Below are 23,380 nucleotides of genomic sequence, written 5' to 3'. Positions count from 1 at the left end.
TTTCGCTAATTGCACGCGGTGTTTCCGAGTTTGATCGCATTACTCACCGAGGCGAGGAGCGAGACATGAAGCTACGCCCATCCCTGAGCGCGGGGACTTTGCGTAAGGGCTTGGCCGTGATCGCCGGGCTGGCGGCTACCTTCGCTATCGCCGTGGCATTGCACGCCAGCGGGGCGGGGGCGGATATCCCCAGGAACATTCAGCACATTCCCTGCCCACAGCCGGCGGCGCTGCCCGCGCCGCCGACGTGGACATAACCCACTCCCCGGTAAACCCCTTACAGGGCTCGGCGCCCCGAAAGCGCGCGACCCAGGGTCAATTCGTCGGCGAATTCCAGATCGCCGCCCATGGGTAGACCCGAGGCCAGGCGCGTCACGCTCAAACCCGGGAAATCGCGCAGCATGCGGACCAGATAGGTGGCCGTGGCCTCGCCCTCGGTATTCGGATCGGTGGCGATGATCACCTCGGTGACGTCCACGCCGTCGTCCTGATTTCCGATGCGGGTCAGCAGTTCCCGGATCCGCAACTGGTCCGGGCCGACGCCCGAGAGCGGATCGAGCGCGCCGCCGAGTACGTGATAGCGGCCGCGGAATTCGCGGGTGCGCTCGATCGCCTGCACGTCCTTGGGTTCCTCGACCACGCAGATCATGGTCCGGTCGCGGCGCGGGTCGGCGCAGATACGGCACAGTTCACCGTCGGAGACGGTGCCGCAGACGGCACAGAACCGCACGCCGTCGCGAACCTTCTGGAGCGCCGCCTGGAGCCGGTCGATCTCCGGCGGCTCCACCGAGAGGAGATGAAACGCTATGCGCTGCGCGCTCTTCGGGCCGACTCCGGGCAGTTTGCCCAGCTCGTCGATGAGATCCTGAACCGGACCCTCGTACACCTACGCCATCCCCGATCAGAGTCCGGGCAGCGCGCCGCCGCCACCGAATCCGCCGGCCAGCGGGCCCAGCCGCTCGGCGGCCAGGTTCTGCGCGGTGTCCATGGCGTCATTGAGCGCGCCGATGATCAGATCCTGCAGCGTCTCCACATCCTCGGGATCGACCACCTTCGGGTCGATGGTCAGGGCCAGCACCTCGCCGGTGGCGCGGATCCGAGCGCGCACCAGGCCACCGCCCGCCTCACCCTCGACCTCCGATTCCGAGATTTCCTGCTGCGCGGCCATGACGGCCTGCTGCATCTGCTGGGCCTGGGCCATCAACTGCTGGAAATCGAATCCTTCACCGGGCTGCACGGCGTTTCCTCTCTGCGGGGACGATTGATCCCAGCCTAGTCGTCCAGCGTCCTCCGACCTTCGCCACATGGGATGGGGGGACCGGTCTGTCTCGAGCGGAATGGCCGGTGCGTGGCCGTTTTCTCTCCCGAATTTCCGGCCGCGCTGCTCTTTTCCCGGCGACCTCCCGCAGCGCCTTGACTCTCCTGCGGCTGGAGAGTGTTCGCTGTAGGCATGACGGCAACGGTTCCGATCGGCGAGTTCTCCCGGCTCACCTACCTGACCATCAAGACGCTGCGGTACTACCACGAGATCGATTTGCTGGAGCCGGTCGCGATCGACCCGAGCTCCGGCTACCGGTTCTACTCGACCGAGCAGGTGGACCAGGCTCACCTGATCAAGCGGCTGCGCGAGCTGAACATGCCGCTGCCGGAGATCAAGGCGGTCATGGCGGCCCCGGATCAGGCGACGCGGGACGCGGCCATCCGGGCGCATCTCGAACGCATGGAAGCCGAGTTGGTGCGCACTCGCGACGTGGTGGCCTCGCTGCGGGCGCTGCTGCTGCCCTCGACCGAGATCAGCGTCGAATACCGTTCCGTCGCACGCTATCCGGTGCTGGCCATGAGATCGGAGGTCGCGCGCGAGGAGTGCGACGCGTGGTGTGAGCACAGCTACGGCACCATGCACGCGCGGCTGGCCGCCACGAACCTCGCACCCGCCGGACCGGACGGCGCCACCTACGCGCCGGAGTTCTTCGAATACGACCGCGGCGAAGTCGTCACCTTCGTACCGATCGACGAGCGGCATCGGGGCCGCTTCGACGCCGAGGCAGTCCTCGACCTCCCCGCCCGTCGGTTCGCCATCGCCGTCCACGCGGGCCCGTTCACCGAATTCGACCGCACCTATGGCGCGCTGGGCAGCCATGTGGCCGAACACGACACCGCGCTCGACGAACCCGTGCGCGAAATCTACCTGGTCGGGCCCGGTGACGCCGAGCCCGCCGACTACCGCACCGAAGTCTGCTGGCCCATCGGCCGGCTCTGAAGAAGGAGAGCACCCATGGCACTGTCCCTCGGCAATATCGTCTTCGACTGCCACGACGCCGCCGCGCTGGCGGGCTTCTACGCGCAGTTGCTGGACCGCCCGGTGGACGAGGGCGCGAACGAGCACTTCGCGACCATCGACGACGCCGCCGCCACCCCGACGTTCATGTTCGTCCAGGTGCCGGACAAGAACCCGGGCAAGAACGTCGTGCACGTCGATCTGAGCGCGGGCAGCGCGCTGCGCGCCGAGGTCGAGCGCGCGGTCGCCCTCGGGGCCGAACACCTCGCGGACTTCGACGAATACGGCGTGAAGTGGGCGACGCTGGCAGACCCGGAGGGCAACCTCTTCGATATCGGCGGCGAGGGCTGAGTCTCGCTAGGCGAGCTCGCGCTTCAGGTTCTCGAGCACTTCGGCCTGGATCTTCTTCAGGCCGATCGGCGCGAAGATGCCCTCGAAGATGCCGCCGATGCCGCCCGCGCCCTTCCAGGTGGTGCGCACGGTGACCAGCGAGCCGCTGCCGGAGGGGGTCACGGTCCAGGCGGTGACCATGGAGGAGTTCGAATCCCGTTCCGTCACCATGGAATCGGAGACCGAGATGGCGGCGCGCACATTGCGCGACCGCTTCTCGGTGGCCTGCAGCGTCCACTCCGCGACCGTGCCCGCGCCCTGGCCGCCCTCGACCACCTTGTAGTCGCGGTAGTGCGAGGAGAGGATCTTCGGCCGCACTGTCTCGTAATCGGCGATCGCGTCGAGGGTCCGCTTCGGATCCGCCGCGACGACGATCGAACTGGAGGCGCTGACCTGTCCCACCATGTGCTCCTTAGTGATTGCGGGCCGACCGGCACTGTGCCCTGTTACCGCTCGGTCATGCTACGCCGCATCCGGGTGCGCCGGTTCGCTGCGCCGCGTCGGGTCGGGCACCTATCCTGGGTGCACTACTGCGGGGGAGGACGCGGTGATGACGCGATTCGTGACATGGGTCCGGCTCAATATCGACGGTGTCGTGACGTTGGTCGTGGCGGCCATCGCCATTGTGGTCGAGGCCTTCGACAAGTTCGCCAATATGAACGCGGTGAGCGGGGCGACGCTGCTGGTGCTGAGCCTGCTCGCGCTCACGCTGCTGCGCGACCGGAATCGGACCTCTCGGTTGGTTCGAGAACTGGCGGCGGTGCGGTTGCTGCACGGCGCGGAAATCGATCAGGCGCACGCGCAGGCCTGCGGGGACACCGACAACTGGATCTACAAGGGCGGCACCGGAACCTATCTGCGCGCGGTGACATTGCCCTCTTTCCTCGGGCGCGCGCGTAATGAGAGCCGCCTGCTGAATCTGCGGGTGGAGGTCCTGGACCCGGGCAATGAGCAGCTGTGTCTGGCGGACGCGCAATACCGCAATTCGCTCCAGCCGCAGGGCGATGTCAATGGGCGACCCTGGACGGTTGACCGCATTCGCAAGCAGTCCTACGCCACGGTGCTGGCCTGCGCCTGGTACCGGCAGCAGTCGGAGTTCCTGACCGTCGAACTCGGGCTGTCGTCGACGTTGTCGACCTACCGCTGGGACATGTCGGACAATGTGGTGATCATGAACCAGCGCGGCTCGAAGACCCCGGCGCTGCTGTTCGAGCGCGGCAAGTCCCAATATTCGGATTTCACCCGGGAATTGGCGGTGAGTTTCAAACAGGCGCAGCCGGTGCTGCTCAGTCGCGACACCGATCTGCGGCCGCCGAGCGAACCGACGATCGGTCAGGTGCGCAGGCTGCTGGAGCACCTGGAGCTACCCCTGCCCACCGTGTACACCGATGACGATGTCATCGAGATCGTGGAATACGCACTGCGTCCGGTGAATACGTTCTAACCGGTGAGCAGCAGCCCCACGGTGGCGGCGGTGGCCGCGGCCACCGCCAGCACCAGGCCGGTCACCACGAACCGGCGCATCGGGACGCGCACCCCGTGGGCGCGGCAGAACTCCAGGCACAGCAGCGTGGCCAGGGAGGCCCACGGGGTGATCACCGGGCCGATATTGGTGCCGATCAGCAAGGCGAGCAACTGATTCCGCGCACCAGGGGAGATCACCGCCTCGCCAGCGGTGTAGGCGGGCAGGTTGTTGACGACATTGGACAACGCCGCGCCCGCGCCCGCGGCCCGGAACACGCCGGGTCCACTCGTGCCCTGCCCGATCAGATGATCCATCACCGTCGAAAGCCCGTGCGCGGACAGGGTGGGCACCACCAGGAACAGGCCGGACACGAAAACCAGCAACTGCCAGGGAAACAGCGACAGGCTCAGCGCCGACCGATCGCAGATCGCGAAGGCCAGCACCGCGATGGCCGCGGCCACCGTGGCCGCGATCGCGATCCGATCCCCCACGAACGGAATGGCCAGCACGAATAGCAGGCACGCGCCGCCGGACGCGTACAGCAGTACCCGCTCGCGCATATCCACGGGTCGGATCGGCTCCGGCACCACGTACCGATCGGCCCCGCGTTGCGACCGCCGCCAGTACCACCACCACAGGCACACCATGGTCACCGCGATCGAAAGCAGTTGCGGCAGCCACATTCTGGCCGCGAACCCGGTCGCGTCCAGCGCCACCCGATCCGCGGCCAGCAGGTTCGTCAGATTCGACACCGGCAGCAGCAGACTCGCCGTATTCGCCAGCCATAATGTGGTCATGGCCAACGGCAACGGCGGAATCCGCGCGGGCACGGCCAACGCGATCATGACCGGCGTGAGCAGCACCGCCGTGGTGTCCAGGTTCAGGACCGTCGTCGTGGTGGACGCGAACAGCACGCACAGCAGGAACAACCCGACATAGTTCCCACCCGCGACGATCGCCAGTCGATGTGCGATCACATCGAACACCTTGGCCCGCCGCGCCAGATTCGCCAGCACGATCACACTGCCCAGAAACAACAGCAATGGCGCGATCCGCCGCATGTTCTGCGCCGCCTCGTGTTGCGGCAGCAGTCCCGTCGCCACACACAGCAATCCGACCAGCAGCACACTGATCCGCACAACGTCCAGTGCGCTCGGCCGCCACACCGAGGGCACCTCGTCTCGCATGGCGCGCCTAACCACGTGAGCGCCCGCGCTTTCGAGGCGGACCGACGAGAAGGACGGGCGCATCCACGATTTCAGAGCGCCGCTCCGGACTACTCGCACCATGCGACGCGATCACGCCGACCCTGGACGTGGCCGGCGTCATCGTCGCCTGCGCGGACGCGATCGCGATCAGCGCGAACTGGATGGCGTTCATGACCGCGCTCTCCGACTGCGACCCAGCTGTTCAGGCATTGGCCAATGATCGCAGGGCCGGCGGGGTGGTCGCACGGGCTGAGAATTCGGAAAGAGGTCGATTCGATTGACCTCGGGACTCTTTCAGCGGCGGGATACTGGATGGTGTGACGCTGTGGGGCGGGCGGTCGCGGATGCTCTTCACGAGTTACTCTCCGGCCGATGAGCGGTGGGCCATCTGGCTGGCCTGGCAGTTGGAGCATGCCGAGGCACGCTATCGAACGATGGTGTCATCGTGGGACTTCGATCCGGCCACGAACTACGGGGACTTCGTGCAGCGCGGGGTGCGGGAGTCCGATCTGGTGGTGGCGGTGCTGACGCGGGACTACGTATCCTCGCGGCACGCCAATCGGGAGTGGCAGGCCGCGCTGGATGTGGATCCGGGGAAGGTGCTGGCGATCCGGGTCAGCGAATGCTCGCTGGAGTGGCTGCCCACGGGGGTCTGCTGTCTCGATCTGCTCGGCGTCGACAGCGAGGCCGAGATGCGCCGGGAGGTGCTGGACCGGGTCGAGCGGATGCTGTCGGAGCGGTGGACGCCGCGGTGGCAGCTCGACTCTCGCGCGGACGATATCTGGTCTCCGGCAACGGAATCCACTGCCATCGGCCGGCGCCCGCTGTCGCCGCCGGCCTTTCCGGCGGATATGGCGGCGAACCGGCCGCACGCCGGGCTGTCGATCCTGCATGTCGGTGGTCCGCGGTTCGGCCGCGGCCTGCCGCCCGCCGATATCCCCACCGATCCCGAGGGTTTGCAGTCGCATATCTGGGGCGCGGTCACCGAGCTCGTCGACCGGCAGGCCCCACCGCCGGATCTGATCGTGGTCAGCGGCGATCTCACCGAATCCGCCCATCCGACCGAGTTTCGCAAGGCCACATCATTTCTCACCGGCCTGCGCGTCCTGCTCAAACTAGAACCCGACCGGTTGGTCGTAGTCCCGGGCAATCACGACATCTCCAAGCTCGCCTGCCGGGCCCATTTCCTCGACTGCGAGGCCAACGACCGCCTGCCCCGGCCGCCCTACTTCGCGAAGCTGCGGCTGTTCGAGCAGATGTTCAACACCCTCTACCGCGGCCTGGACCACCTGGTCTTCGATGTCGGCCAGCCCTGGACGCTGTTCCCCGTGCCCGAATTGCGGCTCGTGGTCGCCGGTTTGAACTCGACCATGGCCGCCACCCACCGCCCCGAGGACGACTACGGTTTCATCGGCACCGAGCAGAAGGACTGGTTCTCCGAACAACTCCGCGCCCACGAGGCGCACGGTTGGTTCCGGCTCGGCGTCGTCCGCCACGACCCCGCCCCCGGCCCCGGCACCTCACCGTACGACGCCGGCGTACTCCGGGATTCCGAGCGCACCTTCCGCCGCCTCGGACCGCGCCTGAACCTGCTGCTGCGCGGACCCGGCCGGGCGGGCCGCTCGCTCGCACACCCCGGCGGCACCCTGCCCGTACTGTCCGCCCCGGCCCCCGGGCAGGCCGAACTCGTCCACATCACCGCCGACGGACTGACCCGCTACCGCTGCGACGATCCCCACGAGACTCCGGTCCCGCAGCAGGTAACCTGGACGAATTGCGTTGTCGCGCTGGAGAGCCGGGCCGTGCGGCCGGAACTTCCAGCGGCCCCGCCCGAACCTCGCCGACCCGAGCACCGGGCGAACGAGACCGCCCGCCCGCACGACATGCTCCTGGAGCAGGTCGCCGAGGTGTGCGAGGTCCGCTATCCGGGCGCGCGCATCCGCCGCATCGCCTCCGACCCGCCGTACCTGCTGGTCACCGTCAAATCCGAGCCGGTGATCGAACAGCTCATCATCGGCGCGCACGTCGGCGAGGTGACCGGCCAGGTACTGGACGAATTCCTCGGCCCGGAACCGAAACCCGGCTCCCAGCTCATCTATCTGGGCCCCGCGCCGAGGCGGGAACTACTCGACCGCGCCGCCGCCGAGGGCGTGCGGATCCGCAGTTTCCCCGACTTCCAGGGCATGGCGAATCTGGGCGAATATCTGCGCAAACAGTCGGCCCGCCTGCGCGACGACCCCGCCTATGCGCCCGATCTGTATGTGCCGCAACGCTTCCGCATGCTCGCCCCGCGTGGCCGCGAGGTGCAGAACGACCTGGTGGCCGAGCTCATGAGCCTGGTGACCGCCGACGATGGCCGATTCGTGCTGCTGCTCGGGGATTTCGGGCTCGGCAAGACCTTCGCCCTGCGCGAGCTGACCCGCCGCATCACCGACACCGCCACCCAGCTCGTCCCCATCCTCATCGAACTGCGCGAGCTGGACCGCACCAGCTCACTCGACACCCTGCTGGCCGCGCACCTGGCCGACAACGGCGAATCCCGCATCGATCTGCGCGCGCTGCGCTACATGCTCGAACAAGGCCGAGTGGTACTGCTGTTCGACGGCTTCGACGAACTGCTCACCCGGCTCAACTACGACAGCGCCGCCGAGCACATGGCCACCCTGCTACAGGCGGCGGTGGGCCGGGCCAAGGTCGTGGTGGCCGGGCGCACACAGCATTTCAAGTCCTACGACCAGATCGCGGCCGCCCTGGAAACCCAGGAGCATCCACACCCGGACCGCTACATCCTGAGCGTGGAGAACTTCACCGACGAGCAGGTGCACGCCTTCCTGGTGAACCGCTACGGCGCCACCGGTCCCTCGGCCGACTCCCGAATGCGGCTGCTGCGCGGCATTCCCGGGCTGCTCAAATTGGCCTGCAACCCGCGCATGCTGAGCTTCATGGCCGACCTGGACGAACAGCGGCTGCGCACCGCGGCCGGGGCCCGCCGCATCATCGGGCCGACCCGACTCTACGAGGAGATCCTGACCAGCTGGCTGAGCTACGAGATCGACCGCTCCCCCGAGCGCGCCAGCTCGCACCCCACCGTGCGCATCGACGAACTGTGGCTCGCGGTCACGTATTTCGCGCTGCGGGTGTGGGAGACCGGGCGGCCGTACCTGGACCTGGCCGAGCTGACCGAGGTCGCGCACACCGCCGTCGAGCAGATCGACGCGAGTCGGCTCAATGTGGCGCAGTTCGTGCACACCCTCGGCTCCCGCAGCCTCATCGTGCGCGCGGAGGACAATCGGTTCGGCTTCATCCACTCCTCGGTGCGGGATTGGCTGGTGGCCAAGCATGTCGCCGGACAGCTGCGCGACGGCGTCACCGCCCCGGCCCCGCTGGCCCAGGCGCAGTTGGAACCGCTGGCTGTCGAATTCCTCTGCGATCTGGCCGATGTGGAGCTGCTGCAGGCCTGGGTGGAACGGACCCAGGACGATCCGGGCGAGCATGAGATCACCCGGACCAATGCCGCGCGCCTCGCCGCCCGACTGCGCATCTCCCCGGACAAGGACCTGCGCGGCCTGGACCTGTCGCGGGAGGACCTGTCCTTCCGCAATCTCCAGCAGCTCGACTTCACCGGCGCGATCATGACCGAGACCAGGCTCACCGGCGCGGTGCTGGACCAGGCGGTTCTGCGCGGTGTGCGGCTGGTGGGCGCCCAACTCGACCAGGCATCCCTGGTCGGCACCGATCTCCGCGGGGCGGATATGACCGAGGTCCAACTGACCAGCGCCAACCTCCAGAACGCCGACCTGCGTGGGGCCCGCCTGCACCGGGCGCAACTGGATCAGGCCTCACTGGTGCGCGCCAATCTGGGCCGGGCCGACCTGACCGGGGCACGGCTGGCCCGCACCGATCTCACCGGGGTGCGCGGCGAGGGCAGCCGCTGGACCCGGGCCGCGCTGCTGGACGTGGTCGGCAGCCCCGTCGGCACCGACCTGGCCGGGTCCGGCCGGGTGCCCGGCACCCCGCCGCTCACCGAATTCGCCCCGGCCGCCATCGGTGTCAAGCACGGTGTGGACACGCAGAGCGGACGGCTGCCGCGACCACTGGCCTACAGTCCCGACGGCGGCACCGTCGCCGTAGGCTGTGATTCCGGCAGCGTCGTCGTCTACGGCGCGGACACCGGGCGGACGTTGCGCACCCTGCATGGGCATCGCGCCCGCGCCTTCGCCGTCGCCTACACCGAGAAGGTGCTGGTCACCGGGTCGGCCGACAGCACCGTCCGGATCTGGGACGCCGCCACCGGCACGGTGCGAAAGATCCTGTCCGGCCACGAGAACTGGCCGTGGCCGCTGGAAACCGACACCGCCGGAACGCTGCTCGCCACCGGCGACGCGGCCGGAGTGCTGCGCGTGTGTCTGCTGCCGGACGGCGAACAGCTGCACGAATTCCCGCCGCCCGGCGGAGCGCCGCAGCGGATCTACAGCATCGCCTTCCACCGTGACCGGGTCGCGGCCGCGTATCACGATGGCGCGGTGCGTATCTGGCAGCTCTCGACCGGCGCCGAGGTCGGCGGCTTCCGGGGTGCGGACGGGCCGATCCGCCGCATCGGCTGGGATCCGATGGGCATGCTGCTGGCCGCCGGCGGCGCGGACGGCGCCCTCGGGCTGTGGGACCCAGCCACCGGCGAGCTCATCCACAACCTCACCGGGCACCGGCACATCGTCTACGCCCTCGCCTTCCATCCGGTGGAGCCCATCCTGGCCAGCGGCGACACCGCGGGCGGAATCCGCCTGTGGGACACCGGCACCGGCGATACGCTGTACACCCGTTCCGAGCACGGCCGCGCGCGCATCCACTGGCTCAGCTTCGATCCCGCCGGGGACATGCTGGCCTCGGGCGACACCGCGGGCGCGGTGTACGTCCGCGACGGCCGCACCGGAGCGCCGCTACACCGATTGACCGGCCACACCGGGTCCATCTGGCCGTTCGCGTTCCGGCCCGACGGCACCCAGCTGGCCGTCGTCGACGACCAGTTCGCGCTGCGCATCTGGGACCCGGCCACCGGCGAGCGCCTGCACACCCTCACCGGGCACGGCCGCCACGTGCGCGCGGTCTCCTTCAACGCCGACGGCACCCTGCTCGCGGGCTGCGGCAACGACGGCAGCGTCCGGCTCTGGGACGCCGCCACCGGACGGCTGACCCAGCGCCTGCAGGGCAGCACGGACGGGCTGTTCACGCTGGAGTCCGGCGTCTTCAGCCCGGTCCGGCCCACCCAGCTGGTGACGGTGGGCAATGCCGGGCGGCTGCGGGTGATCGACATCGACGCCGCGATCGCGGAACGCGACATCACCGTCGATTCCGCCCCGGTGTGGGCCATCGCCTACGACCCGTCCGCCCGCTTCATCGCCACCGCCAACGACGACGACACCGTCACCCTGTGGACCCGGGAGACCGGCGGTGAACACGCCGTATGCGACGAACATCGGGGACGGGTGCGCTCGATCGCGTTCGACGCCGCGGGCGTGACCATGGCCACCGGCTGCGACGACGGCCATATCCGGCTCTGGGACGTCGAATCCGGGCGGCTGCTGGGCACGCTGTCGGATCCGGTCCGGGGCGGCGCGAACGGACATCGCGTCTATGGTGTCGTCTTCCACGGCGATCGGCTGGCCAGCATCTCATGGGATGGCACCGTGCGGATCTGGAATCTGGCGGGCGGTCCTCCGCTGCATCGGCTGGACCTGCACCGCGGGCGGCTGTGGTGCCTGGCGGTGGATCCGGTGTCCGGCACGCTGGCCACGGCGGGCGACGACCTGGTGATCAATCTGTGGGACATCACCTCGGGCACGCATCTGCACACCCTGTACGGCCATCGAAATCGGGTGCGCTCCTTGGCTTTCGATCCGTCCGGCCGCCTGCTGGCCAGCGGCGGCAACGACGGTTCGATCATGCAGTGGTCGCTCACCGAGCCGGCCGGTATCCCGGAGTTGCGGGCCACGCTGCTGGGTCTGCCGGAGGGTTGGGCCGCCTTCACCCCGGACGGCCGCTACAAGACCGAGGGCTTGACGGCGGGCCAGTTCTGGCACGTGATCGGCATGTGCCGTTTCGAGGCGGGGGAGCTGGATCCGTACCTGCCGCAGATCCGTCAGGTGGACCTCGACGATCCGCTGTAAACGGCTCTCGCGCACCGTAACCCAATTGTTAGCTGAAGTAACAATCATCACGGCGAGGATGGGAATACCCTCGCTGCACGGCTGGTCGCACCCGCCGACACGCATACGAACTGTGCGTGAAAACCCGCCCCGCCGGTGCTCTCCTGCTGGCCGTACCGGTCGGTGCACGCTAGGTTTTCGAGGTGGCAGTGAGTCTGTTGGGGAAGGCCGGCCGCGCACCGGCCGCACAGGAATCAGGTTTCGCCGCGCATCGGGCCGGGGTCGATCGTCTCCTGGCCTCGTACCGCGCCATCCCCCCGGATGCGAACGTGCGGCTGGCCAAGAAGACGTCCAATCTCTTCCGTGCCCGGGCCCGCAGTACCGCACTCGGTCTGGACGTATCCGGATTGACACAGGTCATCGCGGTCGACGCCGAAGCCCGCACGGCCGACGTGGCGGGGATGACCACCTACGAGGACCTGGTCGCCACCACCCTGCCCTACGGGCTGGCGCCGTTCGTGGTGCCCCAGCTCAAGACCATCACCCTGGGCGGCGCGGTCACCGGATTGGGCATCGAGTCCACCTCGTTCCGCAACGGGCTCCCGCACGAGTCATTGCTGGAACTCGACGTGCTCACCGGCGCCGGTGAGATCGTCACCGCCACCCGGGACGGCGAACACGCGGATCTTTTCCGCGGATTCCCGAATTCCTACGGCACGCTCGGGTACTCGACCCGACTGAAGATAGAACTCGAACCGGTACTGCCCTACGTGGCGTTGCGGCACCTCCGGTTCCACGATCTGCGGGAGCTGGAGGCGACGATGGCACAGATCATCGCAGACCGCTCCTGGGACGGCGAACGGGTCGACTACCTCGACGGTGTGGTCTTCACCGCCGATGAGAGCTACCTGGTGCTGGGCCGCCAGAGCGACGAGCCCGGCCCGGTCAGCGACTACACCGGCATGGACATCTACTACCGGTCCATCCAGCACGACTCGAAGCAGCCCAAGCGCGATCGGCTGACCATCCACGACTACCTGTGGCGCTGGGACACCGACTGGTTCTGGTGCTCGCGCGCCTTCGGGGCGCAGAACCCGAAGATCCGGCGCTTGTGGCCCGAGCGGTACCGGCGCTCCAGCTTCTACTGGAAGCTCATCGCGCTGGACCACAGGTACGCGATCGGCGACAAGCTCGAAGCGCGGCACGGGAATCCGCCGCGTGAGCGGGTGGTGCAGGACATCGAGGTGCCCATCGAGCGCACCGCGGACTTCATGGAGTGGTTCCTGCGCGAGATCCCCATCGAGCCGATCTGGTTGTGCCCGTTGCGATTGCGCGCCAACCGCGCGGAAGTGCAGGACGCAGCCGAACGCCCCTGGCCGCTCTATCCGCTCGAGCCCGGCCGCAACTATGTCAATATCGGTTTCTGGTCGGCCGTGCCGACCGTGCCGGGGCAGCCCGAGGGCGCGGCCAACCGTGCCATCGAGCGCAAGGTATCCGAACTGGACGGTCATAAATCCCTGTATTCGGATGCCTTCTACGACGAGGATGAGTTCGCGGCCCTCTACTACGGCGGCGATACCTACTCCTCGCTCAAGAAACGCTACGACCCGGATTCTCGTCTACTCGATCTGTATTCGAAGGCGGTGCAACGCAAATGACAACGTACAAGGACCGTTCCGACGTATTCGCCGAGCTCGGAAGCAAACTCAGCATTGCCGAGATCTTCGAGACCCTCGTCGAGGGCCCGGTGCCGATCCGCCTGACCTGTTACGACGGCAGCAGCGCCGGACCGCAGGACTCGGAATTCGGCCTGGAGATCGTCAATCCGCGCGGCGTCAACTACATCGCGACCGCGCCCGGCGACCTCGGCATGGCCCGTGCCTACATCTCCGGCGACCTGATCGCCCACGGCGTCGAACCCGGTGACCCATACGAACTGCTGAAGGCCATCGCGGGCATGAAGTTCCGCCGCCCCACCGCGCTGCAGCTGGTGGTCATCGCCCGCTCGCTGGGCTGGGAACTGCTCAAGCCGGTGCCCCCGCCGCCGCAGGAGGCCATGCCGCGCTGGCGGCGCATCGCCCTGGAAGGGCTGCGGCACAGCAAGACTCGCGACGCCGAGGCCATCCACCACCACTACGACGTCTCCAACACGTTCTACGAGTACGTGCTGGGCCCGTCCATGACCTACACCTGCGCGACCTACGAGGACCCGACCTGGACGCTCGAACAGGCGCAAGAGAACAAGTACCGGCTGGTCTTCGAAAAGCTGAACCTGAAGCCCGGCGACCGGCTGCTCGACATCGGCTGCGGCTGGGGCGGCATGGCGCTCTACGCCGCCAAGCGCGGGGTCAAGGTCATCGGCGCCACGCTGTCGGCCGAACAGGCCGAATGGGCACAGGCCAGGATCGCCGAGGAGGGCCTGTCCGACCTCGCCGAGGTGCGCCACAGCGACTACCGCGACGTGCGTGAGGGCGGATTCGACGCGGTGTCCTCCATCGGCCTCACCGAGCACATCGGTGTGCACAACTACCCGGCCTACTTCGAGTACATCAAGTCGAAGCTGAAGGTCGGCGGCCTGTTCCTGAACCACTCCATCACCCGGCCGGACAACACCCGCATCACCAAGGCCGGCGACTTCATCGACCGCTACGTCTTCCCCGATGGCGAGCTGGCCGGGTCCGGCCGCATCATCTCCGAGATCCAGAACGTGGGCCTCGAGGTGCTGCACGAGGAGAACCTGCGCCAGCACTACGCCCTGACGCTGGCCGAATGGTGCGACAACCTGGTGAAGAACTGGGACGACGCCGTCGCCGAGGTCGGCGAGGGCATCGCCAAGGTGTGGGGCCTGTACATGGCGGGCTGCCAGCTCGGGTTCGAGCGCAACGTGGTGCAGCTGCACCAGATCGTCGGCGTGAAGCTCGGCGCCGACCAGGCCTGGACCGTCCCGCTGCGCCCCTGGTGGAAGGCATAGCTCTCAGGGGATGAGCCCCTGAGACCCCCGCGTTGTCGCGGAGCGGGCGCGCGGCCTGGACCGCACGCCCGCTTCCCCTTCGGTGCCCGCCCGCTTCGACTCGGCGCGCCCGCTTCCGCCCTCGACGCCCGCGGCTAGGACGACAGACCCGCTACCGGGATGCCCAATCGTGCTGTCAGCCAAGGGAATGACGAGGTGAAGGCCGACGAGGCGAACTGCCAGGTGTGGCCGCCGACGGTGGTGTGCACCGTGCAGTCGATGCCGACCTTGCGGCCCTCGTCGCAGAGGGTCTCGGCCGCGCCTTCCTCATTGGTGTCCATGACGCCGTCCCGGCCGCCCTTGCCGATCCGGTCCTCGGTCACCTTGGGCATGCCGGGGAAGTTCATCTTCTGCTGGCCACTGTTGTGCTTGGGCGCGGTCAGGTCGTCGAAGAGGCCGACCACATCGGTGTAGGGCCCGTGCATGCGCATGACCGTCAGCGGGTCGAATTGTGCCCAGGCGTCGGCGTTTCCACCGTAGAGGCGTGTGATGGTCTGCTCCTTGGTGCCCGCGGTCGGGCCCAGGTCGCCGGCGATATCGACGAAGGTGCCGAACTGGTCGGGGTGCATGACGGCCAGATCCACCGCGCAGGTGCCGCCCATGGACCAGCCCACCACGGCCCATGCGGATGCGTCCCCCGCCACGCCGAAAGTGGACTCCATGTAGTCGGGCACGTCCTTGGTGAGGTGGTCGGCCGCGTCGCCGCGCGGGCCGTTCACGCACTCGGTGTCGTTGTTGAAGCTGCCACCGGAGTCGACGAACACCAGCACCGGCGTCTGCCCGTTGTTCTTGGCCGCGAAATCGTCCACGACGGGCATGATCTGCCCGCTGCGCACCCAGTCCGCCGGGGTGTTGAACTCGCCGCCGATCATCATGATGGTCGGCAGCGTGGGCGGTTTGTCCCCCGCGAACCAGGCGGGCGGCAGGTAGACGTACTCGCGCCGGTGCCGGAAGTCGCTGCCGGACTCCGGAATGTTCACCTCGACGATCCGACCGGTCCCCATATCGGTGTTCCTCAGCCCGCCCAGCGCGTCGATGTCGACCTGATGCGGCAGCGGATCCGCGTTGAGCGCGTCCCACGCCGCTTGGACGGTCGGGTAATAGCCGACCCACTGGTTGAGCACCACGCCCGTATGAAGCAGCGCCGCCGGGACCGCCAGGATCGCCGCGATCCGCTGCCACCAGCCGCCGGTCCGCAACCCCACGACGGCAGCCACCAGGCCCGCGGCTGTCAGGCCCACGCACGACCACAGCAGCACCGGCGCCGGATCCGAGGCCAAGCCTTGATTATTGGTGAAGATCCACGCCGCCCACGCCACCGCGACGCCCGCCACCGCGCACACCGGCATCCACAGCAACCACCAGCGGCGGGTGAACCGCGCGAACGCGATCACCAGCAACAGCACCGCCGCGAACGCCACCACCTGCGGCACCCACCCGTGCAATAGCGAAACCCCGTGGTGGAAGCCCGGATATCCGGTCCGCGCCGCCGGCGCCTGCGGAGCCGGCGGCGGCGCGAGGGGCGGTGACTGTACCGGCGCATGGGTCAAGGACACGACGGCGATTGTCTATGCCGTTCCTCGAGAAACGCTGTGAATCCCCTCCGCGAACTCTCAACGGGACAGGTCTACAGCAGCGAATCCAGGAAGCGGCGCGGCACGTGCAGCCCGTCGCCGTCCCCGGTGTCCAACGGCATCTCATGGCGCATCGTGCGCAGGATGTTCAGCACTCCGGGCCCGGCATCCAGCAGCGGCCGTGACCAGCCCAGATCGGCACAGCGAACCACCACCGGCGTGAGCAGCGCGATGGATTCACCGAACCAGCCCGCGGCGGACAGGCATTCGGCCAGCAGCAGCGCCGAGTCGAGTTCGGCACGGGGCCGGTGTTGTTCGCGGATGCGCGAATACAGGGCGCGGGCACGTTTGACCGCGGTGTCGTCGGTGCCGAGCGGGGCCAGCTCGTCGGTGGCGCGGTTTTCGCCGCGGTAGTGCCGGGCCAGCAGGGCGCGGATGGTGGCGACCTCCTCGGCCTCGGTGGCCAGCGCGGCCGCGCCGGTGGCGTGGCGCAGCGGACGCACCATGGGGTCGGTCACCAGCCCGGCCGTGAGCGGGTCAGCGGGCAGACCCAGGCGCAGGCGCTCGGCCCGGACCTCGGCGGCCAGGCGGGTGAGTCGGCGGTCGGCGGCGGTGCGTGCGCCCTCGTCCAGGCGAGCCGTGGCGGTCTTCAGGTCGCCGCGGACGGCCTTCAGGCGGGCACCGCTCACGAACATCGTGATCAGGAAGTCCACCGGGCCGACCCGGGCGGTCGTCTCATGGCTCTGATCCAGTAGGCGCTCGGCGTTGTCCAGGTCGCCGCGGCGATAGGCCAGCCCGCCCAGCAGCGCGGCCGCCACCCGCACCGAATGCGAGCGGGAACCCGCGCGGTCGCGAGCGGTCTGCCAGGCCTGCTCGAAACATCTGGTGGCGGTATCGATATCGAGTTGCTCGCAGGCGGCGTGACCCTGGGCGCACAGCCCGAACACCTCGCCCAGCGGGTCGGCCGAGCGGGCGTGATAGGGCGCGGCCCACTTCTGCATGTCCCGGACGCCATCGAAGTCGAAATCGCACAGCCGCACGAAGGAGGCCAGGTTCGCGGCCGTCGACACCGTCCACGCCGGGAGCTCATCGGCCAGCTCGAGGCATTCGGTGATCTTGTCCAGCACGCCCTCGGTGCGGTCGCGAGCCACCTGATCGGCCGCGCCCAGCACCGCCGCCTGGCAGCGCTGGTTCACCGCTTCGGCATCGGTGGGCGAGGTGCGCGCCAGCATGTTCGACAGCCGCCCCAGCGCGGTGCGGGCCGCGCCGGACTGCTGTAGGTTCACATTCGCTCGCGCCAGCGCTATCAACAGCTTGGATCGCGAAGTTACCTGCTGCACCGGCAGTTTCGACACCATACCGAACAGGGTGGCCAGCCGGGAGCTGTCGATCAGGTCCATGCCGCCCTTCTCGACCAGGTCCAGCGCGTACTTCAGATCGGTGGCGGCGAGCGCGTGATCCACCGACTGCTTGATCAGATTGTGTTCGGCGAACCAGCGAGAAGCCTTGCCGTGCAGCTTCTTCAGCTGTCCGGGCTGCGCGCGATCCAGCCGCGCGCGCAGATGCTCGGCCACCATCGGCTGCATCCGGTACCAGCTCGGATCGTCGGAGAGCCGATGCACGAACAGTTCGCGCTGCTCGGCCTGGTCCAGCAGATCCGCGGCGTCCTTCGCGCCGGACAGCGCCTCCGCCAGCGAGGCGTTCACGCGCTCGGGAACCGCGATGGCGCTGAGGAATTCGAGCATCCGGGGCTCGACGGTGTCCAGGACGTTCTCGGCGAGGTATTCGCGAATCGCCTTGTTGTCGCCGGAGAGTCCGGCGATCAGCCGATCCACGTCGTGATCCGCCGCACGCAGGGAAAGCCCGACCAACTGGATCGCCGCCGGCCAGCCATCGGTGGCGATGTGGATCTGCTCCGCCTGCCGGTCGTCGAGATCCAGGCCCATACGGTCGATCAGGATCTGCCGAGTCTCCGCCTCGGTCAGCCGCAACTGCGGGGAGCCGAGCTCCACCAGCTCGTCGGCCACCTGCAGGCGGCTCAGCGGCAGCCCGGCGCGCTCCCGGCTGGTGATGACGAAACGCAGGTCGTGCGAACAGTTGTCGAGCAGCGACTCCATCACCCGCTGCGCCCCGGCGTCGGTGATCCGATGCCAGTCGTCCACCACCACGACCACCGGGCTCTCGCTCGCCTGCACCTCGTCGATGAGCGCCGACACCGCGTACGGCACCGCTTCGGCGGGTCGCTCCTCCAGCAGCTGTTCGAGCCCCACGCCGATCTCGGGGCGCACCTTGCGGATGGCGGCGATGATGTGGGCCAGCATCCACACCTCATTGTCGTCGTCGCTGTCGACGCCGATCCAGGCGACCGCCACCCCGCGATCGCTGAGCTCGGCACACCACTGCGCGGCGAGGGTGCTCTTGCCGAAGCCGGCCGGGGCGTGGATCACCGCCAGCCGGCGGCGGCCGCCCGCGCGCAGCGACTCCAGCAGCCGGGGCCGGGCAATGGGCTCGCGGGCCGGGATCGGTGGCCGGAATTTCGTTGTGGCCGTGGGCGGCAACGTATTGCTGACGGCCCCGAACACGGCGTTGGGATTGCCCTGCGGGCGCAGCGCCAGCGAGTGGGACCGCGGTGCGGTGAGAATGGTGTGCGCGCGTCGGCGCGAATATGTCCGAGCGCCCGAGGCATCCGCGTCGTCGCCGTGCTCCGCGGCGTCGAGCAGGGCCATCTCGTCCGGGACCTGCCCGTGTTCGCCCTGCACGGATCGCAGCAGCTCGCCGAATTCCACCGCGGTCGCGGGCCGGTCGCGCGGATCCGGCGACATGGCGGCCTCGATGGCCGCGGCCACATCCGGCGGAATCTCCAGCTCCCGCAGGTCCGGCACCGGCTGGCTGGTGATGCGCAGGAATTGCGCCACGATCTTCTCCCCGGCCTGCCGCTCGAAGGCGGCGTGGCCGGTCAGCAGCGCGAAGAGGGTGGACCCGAGCCCGTACACGTCCGAGCGCACCGTCGGCTCGTCACCCTTGAGCACCTCGGGCGCGGTGAACGCGGGCGAACCGGTGATCAATCTCGTCGACGTGCGGAAACCCCCTGGGATACGGGCGATTCCGAAGTCGGTGAGCTGCGGCTCCCCGTAGCGGCTCAGCAGCACATTGGCCGGTTTCACATCGCGGTGCAGCACCTGGGCGCGGTGCGCGGTCTCGATCGCCCCGGCCAGCTTCACGCCCACCCGCAGCGAATCCGTCCAGGACAGGGGTCCGCTGTCGCGCACCACCTGCTCGAGCGAACCGCGCGTGGCATAGGGCATGACGATGAAGGGCCACCCGCTCGGCGTCACGTCCACCTGCAGGATGTCGACGATGTTCGGATGCCCGGACAGCCGGCCCATGGCGTGTTCTTCGCGCAGGAACCGCTCCCGGCTCTCGTCGTCGATCTCCGTGGACAGCACCTTGACCGCCACCACCCGGTCCAGGGCGCGCTGGGCACACCGGTACACCACCCCGAAACCACCCCGGCCGATCTCCTCCGCGTCGAACAGGCCCATGGCCTCGAGCTCGTCGTCCATGGTCATGGGAAGGTAGGCTTGCGTGGCGTTTTCGGGAGGGGCCTGCTCACTCCGCGAGCCACCCGGGCGCGCCTGTGGGTTCATCTGGACCACCTCGAACTGACACCGTCGAACTGGAACGAGCGCGTACCGAACGTACGGGCTGCTTCCGGTGTTCTACCCGCGCACATTCCAACGTAGCGCGGACCGTACGGGCGTGTGGACCCTTTCACTCAGCTCCGGATATCCCGTCCGGTCCTCTTCACACACCTGTAAAACGCCCGGCCCGGGCCGCTTATTCGCGACCCGGGCCGGGTATTTCAACACTCGAGCACCGGAATCACTTGGCGCTCGAGCACCGGAATCACTTGCGCAGCGAAGCCGGAACCTCGAAGCGGCTGCCGAACTTGGCGGCCAGCTCGTCGGCACGGGCCACGAAGGCTTCCTGTCCACCCGGGTAGCCCACGATGAACTGGTGGGTGCCACCGGTCCAGGCCGGGAAGCCGATGCCGAAGATCGAGCCGATGTTGGCGTCGGCGGTCGAGGTCAGCACGTTCTCGTCGAAGCACTTCTGGGTCTCGATGGCCTCCGCGAACAGCATGCGGTCCTCGAGGTCCTGGAAGGTGACGCCCTCCGGGAGCTCGGTGGAGGTCTTGAAGGTGGAACGCAGCTCCGACCACAGACCGGTGGCCTTGCCGTCGACGTAGTCGTAGAAGCCCGCGCCGCCGGCCTTGCCCTTGCGGTCGAACTCGCCCACCATCTTGTCGAGGATCGTGGCGGTCGCGCCCGAGGCGGCGTCGATCTCGCCACCCGCGGCCAGGATGGCCGCCGCGGTCTCCTTGTAGATCTTCTGCATGGTGGTGAAGTTCAGCTCGTCCGACAGCTTCAACGGCGCCGCCGGGTAGCCCGCCTGCAGACCGGCCTGCTCGATGGTCTGCGGGTCGATGCCCTCACCGAGCATCATGATGGCCTCGTTGATGAACTTGCCGATCACGCGCGAGGTGTAGAAGCCGCGCGAGTCGTTCACCACGATCGGGGTCTTGCGGATGGCGAGGGTGTAGTCGTACACCCGGGCCAGCGCCTCGTCGGAGGTCTTCTCGCCCTTGATGATCTCGACCAGCGGCATCTTGTCGACCGGCGAGAAGAAGTGGATGCCGATGAAGTCCTCGGCCCGCTTCACGCCATTGGCCAGCAGGGTGATCGGCAGGGTCGAGGTGTTGGAGCCGAGCAGCGCGTCGGCGTCCACGATGTCCTCGATCTCCTGGAAGACCTTGGCCTTCAGATCGGGGTTCTCGAACACGGCCTCGATGACGAAGTCGACACCGGCGAAGTCGGCCGCGTCGGCGGTCGGCTTGATGCGGTCGAGCAGGGTCTTGGACTTCTCCTCGGTGGTCTTGCCACGCGCGAGGGCCTTCTCCTCGAGCTTGACCGAGTAGTCCTTGCCCTTGTTGGCGGCCTCGATCGAGACGTCCTTGAGGACGACGTCGATGCCGGCCTTGGCGGTGACGTACGCGATGCCCGCGCCCATCATGCCCGCGCCGATCACGCCGACCTTCTTGATCTCACGCTTGGGCACATCCTTCGGGCGCGAACCGCCGTTGTTGATGTGCTGCAGGTCGAAGAAGAACGCCTGGATCATGTTCTTGGCGACCGGGCCGGTCAGCAGGGACACGAAGTAGCGGGACTCGATGAGCGAGGCGTTGTCGAAGTCGACCTGCGCGCCCTCGACCGCGGCGGCCATGATGGCCTGCGGCGCCGGCATGTTCTGGCCCTTGAGCTGCTTGCGCAGGTTGGCCGGGAAGGCCGGGAGATTGGCGGCCAGCGCCGGGGTGGACGGGGTCCCGCCCGGGATCTTGTAGCCCTTGACGTCCCACGGCTGCACGCCGCCCTCGGGGTTGGCCTTGATCCACGCCTTGGCGGCCGGAATCAGTTCCTCCACCGAGGAGACGACCTCATGGACCAGGCCGGCGGCCTTGGCCTTCTGCGCGTTGAACTTCTGGCCCTGCAGCAGCACGCCCATCAGGCCGTTGGCGATGCCCAGCATGCGGGTGATGCGGGTGACGCCGCCACCGGCCGGGAGCAGGCCGAGGGAGACCTCGGGCAGGCCGACCTGAGCGCCCTTGACGTCGGCGATGATGCGGTGGTGAGTGGCCAGGGTGATCTCCAGGCCGCCGCCCAGCGCCGCGCCGTTGATGGCCGAAACCACCGGCTTGCCAAGGGTTTCCAGACGACGCAGGTCGTCCTTGATGAAGGTGAGCTCCTCCATGATGGCCGCGGCGTCCGCCGGGGTGGTCTGCATCATGTTCTTGAGGTCGCCGCCGGCGAAGAAGGTCTTCTTCGCGGAGGTGATGACGACACCGGTGATGTCGTCCTTCTCGGCCACCAAGCGGTCCACGGTGGCCCGCATGGAGTCCTTGTAGAGCTGGTTCATGGTGTTGGCGCCCTGGTTCGGGTCGTCCATGGTCAGCACGACGATGCCGTCGGCGTCCTTCTCCCAGCCGATCATGTTCTCAGTCATTGTGTTTCGTTCTCCTGAAGAAGTCTCGGGTGGGCGTCAGACGCGCTCGATGATGGTGGCGACGCCCATGCCGCCGCCGATGCACAGGGTCAGCAGGGCACGGCGGGCGTTGCGACGCTCCAGCTCGTCCACCATGGTGCCGAGGATCATGGCGCCGGTGGCGCCCAGCGGGTGGCCCATGGCGATCGCGCCACCGTTGACGTTCAGCTTCTCGTCCGGAATGCCCAGGTCCTTCTGGAACTTCAGAACGACGGAGGCGAACGCCTCGTTGATCTCGAACAGGTCGATGTCGTCGACCGTCAGGCCGGCCTGGGCCAGGGCCTTGTACGCGGCCGGGGTCGGGCCGGTCAGCATGATGGTCGGGTCGGCGCCCGTGATCGAGGCGGACACGATGCGGGCACGCGGGGTCAGGCCGGAAGCCTGGCCGGCCGCCTCGGAGCCGATCAGCACCAGGGCCGCACCGTCGACGATGCCCGAGGAGTTGCCGCCGTGGTGGACGTGGTCGATCTTCTCGACGTAGGTGTATCGCTGCATGGCGACGGCGTCGAAGCCGCCCATCTCGCCGATGCCCGCGAAGGAGGGGTTCAGCTTGCCGAGGTCCGCGAGGGTGGTGCCCGGGCGCATGTGCTCGTCGCGGTCCAGCACGGTCAGACCGTTGATGTCCTTGACCGGGACGACGGACTTGGCGAAGTAGCCGTTCTCCCACGACTTGGCCGCCAGGTCCTGCGAGCGGACGGCGTAGCTGTCGACGTCCTCGCGGGAGAAGCCCTCGATGGTGGCGATGAGGTCGGCCGAAATACCCTGCGGGACAATGTAGTTGTCGTAGCTGGTCTTCGGGTCCATGAACATGGCGCCGCCGTCGGAGCCCATCGGCACGCGGGACATGGACTCCACGCCGCCCGCGATGATCATGTCGTCGAAGCCCGCGCGCACCCGCGCACCGGCCATGTTGACGGCCTCGAGACCCGAGGAACAGAAGCGGTTGAGCTGCACACCACCGACGGTGTCGGGCAGGCCCGCGGTCAGCACGGTGGTGCGGGCGATGTCGGCGCCCTGGTCACCGACCGGCGAGACGCAGCCGAGAATGACGTCCGAGATGCGGTCCTCGTCCAGATTGGGGAACCGGTTCCGCAGCTCGTGGACCAGACCGGTGGTCAGGTCGATCGGCTTGACCGAGTGCAGCGAGCCCTTCCGGTTACGGCCGCGCGGGGTGCGGATGGCCTCGTAAATGTAGGCCTCTGTGGTCATATCG

General features: G+C 68.2%; 16 protein-coding genes. 7 read left to right on the top strand and 9 right to left on the bottom strand.

Features of this window, described 5'->3' with window-relative positions:
• Positions 1–65 precede the first annotated feature (65 nt).
• Positions 66–257 carry a hypothetical protein gene (locus GLP40_RS05195; RefSeq protein WP_154786643.1) on the top strand — a complete coding sequence of 64 codons (192 nt, stop codon included), beginning with the start codon at positions 66–68 and terminating at the stop codon, positions 255–257.
• Between the two features lie 20 nt (positions 258–277).
• Here GLP40_RS05195 and recR read toward each other — a convergent pair whose 3' ends face one another.
• Complete coding sequence (recR, locus tag GLP40_RS05190; RefSeq protein ID WP_328289709.1) at positions 278–886, bottom strand: recombination mediator RecR; 609 nt, start codon at positions 884–886, stop codon at positions 278–280.
• 15 nt (positions 887–901) lie between these two features.
• Positions 902–1,237, bottom strand: coding sequence for a YbaB/EbfC family nucleoid-associated protein (locus tag GLP40_RS05185; protein WP_328289708.1), 336 nt, complete (start codon positions 1,235–1,237; stop codon positions 902–904).
• A 213-nt stretch (positions 1,238–1,450) separates the two neighbouring features.
• Between GLP40_RS05185 and GLP40_RS05180 the strand changes: the two genes are divergently transcribed.
• On the top strand, positions 1,451–2,260 hold the full coding sequence (locus GLP40_RS05180; protein ID WP_154786641.1) for a MerR family transcriptional regulator: 810 nt from the start codon (positions 1,451–1,453) through the stop codon (positions 2,258–2,260).
• Positions 2,261–2,275: 15 nt separating this feature from the next.
• Positions 2,276–2,629, top strand: coding sequence for a VOC family protein (locus GLP40_RS05175; protein ID WP_154786640.1), 354 nt, complete (start codon positions 2,276–2,278; stop codon positions 2,627–2,629).
• A gap of 6 nt (positions 2,630–2,635) precedes the next feature.
• On the opposite strand, the gene GLP40_RS05170 is transcribed toward GLP40_RS05175, so the two are convergent.
• The gene (locus GLP40_RS05170; RefSeq protein WP_328289707.1) at positions 2,636–3,070 is read right to left on the bottom strand and encodes an SRPBCC family protein; all 435 of its coding nucleotides are present in this window, start codon (positions 3,068–3,070) and stop codon (positions 2,636–2,638) included.
• A gap of 148 nt (positions 3,071–3,218) precedes the next feature.
• On the opposite strand from GLP40_RS05170, the gene GLP40_RS05165 reads away from it, so the two are divergent.
• Positions 3,219–4,112, top strand: coding sequence for a hypothetical protein (locus GLP40_RS05165; RefSeq protein WP_154786638.1), 894 nt, complete (start codon positions 3,219–3,221; stop codon positions 4,110–4,112).
• On the opposite strand, the gene GLP40_RS05160 is transcribed toward GLP40_RS05165, so the two are convergent.
• Both GLP40_RS05160 and GLP40_RS33150 read right to left on the bottom strand, forming a co-directional pair.
• On the bottom strand, positions 4,109–5,320 hold the full coding sequence (locus GLP40_RS05160) for an ArsB/NhaD family transporter (protein ID WP_154786637.1): 1,212 nt from the start codon (positions 5,318–5,320) through the stop codon (positions 4,109–4,111). The genes GLP40_RS05165 and GLP40_RS05160 overlap by 4 nt on opposite strands.
• 7 nt (positions 5,321–5,327) lie before the next feature.
• A complete protein-coding gene (locus GLP40_RS33150; RefSeq protein WP_196054528.1) occupies positions 5,328–5,513 on the bottom strand; it encodes a hypothetical protein in 186 nt (61 codons plus the stop codon).
• A gap of 145 nt (positions 5,514–5,658) precedes the next feature.
• On the opposite strand from GLP40_RS33150, the gene GLP40_RS05150 reads away from it, so the two are divergent.
• From GLP40_RS05150 to GLP40_RS05140, 3 genes are all read left to right on the top strand, one after another.
• Complete coding sequence (locus GLP40_RS05150; RefSeq protein WP_328289706.1) at positions 5,659–11,505, top strand: WD40 domain-containing protein; 5,847 nt, start codon at positions 5,659–5,661, stop codon at positions 11,503–11,505.
• Between the two features lie 188 nt (positions 11,506–11,693).
• Positions 11,694–13,142 carry an FAD-binding oxidoreductase gene (locus tag GLP40_RS05145; RefSeq protein WP_328289770.1) on the top strand — a complete coding sequence of 483 codons (1,449 nt, stop codon included), beginning with the start codon at positions 11,694–11,696 and terminating at the stop codon, positions 13,140–13,142.
• Positions 13,139–14,455, top strand: coding sequence for a class I SAM-dependent methyltransferase (locus tag GLP40_RS05140; protein ID WP_154786635.1), 1,317 nt, complete (start codon positions 13,139–13,141; stop codon positions 14,453–14,455). Before GLP40_RS05145 ends, GLP40_RS05140 begins: the two co-directional genes overlap by 4 nt.
• 134 nt (positions 14,456–14,589) lie before the next feature.
• On the opposite strand, the gene GLP40_RS05135 is transcribed toward GLP40_RS05140, so the two are convergent.
• The 4 genes from GLP40_RS05135 to GLP40_RS05120 all read right to left on the bottom strand — a co-directional run bounded on the left by GLP40_RS05135 (position 14,590) and on the right by GLP40_RS05120 (position 23,376).
• The gene (locus GLP40_RS05135) at positions 14,590–16,050 is read right to left on the bottom strand and encodes an alpha/beta hydrolase (RefSeq protein WP_328289705.1); all 1,461 of its coding nucleotides are present in this window, start codon (positions 16,048–16,050) and stop codon (positions 14,590–14,592) included.
• 71 nt (positions 16,051–16,121) lie between these two features.
• Complete coding sequence (locus GLP40_RS05130; protein ID WP_230329243.1) at positions 16,122–19,637, bottom strand: serine/threonine-protein kinase; 3,516 nt, start codon at positions 19,635–19,637, stop codon at positions 16,122–16,124.
• Positions 19,638–19,974: 337 nt separating this feature from the next.
• Positions 19,975–22,128, bottom strand: coding sequence for a 3-hydroxyacyl-CoA dehydrogenase NAD-binding domain-containing protein (locus GLP40_RS05125; protein WP_154786633.1), 2,154 nt, complete (start codon positions 22,126–22,128; stop codon positions 19,975–19,977).
• A gap of 36 nt (positions 22,129–22,164) precedes the next feature.
• Complete coding sequence (locus GLP40_RS05120; protein WP_154786632.1) at positions 22,165–23,376, bottom strand: acetyl-CoA C-acetyltransferase; 1,212 nt, start codon at positions 23,374–23,376, stop codon at positions 22,165–22,167.
• Positions 23,377–23,380 lie beyond the last annotated feature (4 nt).

The organism is Nocardia aurantiaca, from assembly GCF_009708175.1.
Taxonomy (GTDB): Bacteria; Actinomycetota; Actinomycetes; order Mycobacteriales; family Mycobacteriaceae; genus Nocardia; species Nocardia aurantiaca.
Note: the sequence above shows the minus strand (reverse complement) of the source record. Positions and strands in the feature narration are given on the sequence as shown.

Coding starts and splice junctions, on each gene's coding strand:
- GLP40_RS05195 (WP_154786643.1), top strand. CDS start 66: ATGAAGCTACGCCCATCCCTGAGCGCGGGGACTTTGCGTAAGGGCTTG.
- GLP40_RS05180 (WP_154786641.1), top strand. CDS start 1,451: ATGACGGCAACGGTTCCGATCGGCGAGTTCTCCCGGCTCACCTACCTG.
- GLP40_RS05175 (WP_154786640.1), top strand. CDS start 2,276: ATGGCACTGTCCCTCGGCAATATCGTCTTCGACTGCCACGACGCCGCC.
- GLP40_RS05165 (WP_154786638.1), top strand. CDS start 3,219: ATGACGCGATTCGTGACATGGGTCCGGCTCAATATCGACGGTGTCGTG.
- GLP40_RS05160 (WP_154786637.1), bottom strand. CDS start 5,320: ATGCGAGACGAGGTGCCCTCGGTGTGGCGGCCGAGCGCACTGGACGTT.
- GLP40_RS33150 (WP_196054528.1), bottom strand. CDS start 5,513: ATGAACGCCATCCAGTTCGCGCTGATCGCGATCGCGTCCGCGCAGGCG.
- GLP40_RS05140 (WP_154786635.1), top strand. CDS start 13,139: ATGACAACGTACAAGGACCGTTCCGACGTATTCGCCGAGCTCGGAAGC.
- GLP40_RS05130 (WP_230329243.1), bottom strand. CDS start 19,637: ATGACCATGGACGACGAGCTCGAGGCCATGGGCCTGTTCGACGCGGAG.
- GLP40_RS05125 (WP_154786633.1), bottom strand. CDS start 22,128: ATGACTGAGAACATGATCGGCTGGGAGAAGGACGCCGACGGCATCGTC.
- GLP40_RS05120 (WP_154786632.1), bottom strand. CDS start 23,376: ATGACCACAGAGGCCTACATTTACGAGGCCATCCGCACCCCGCGCGGC.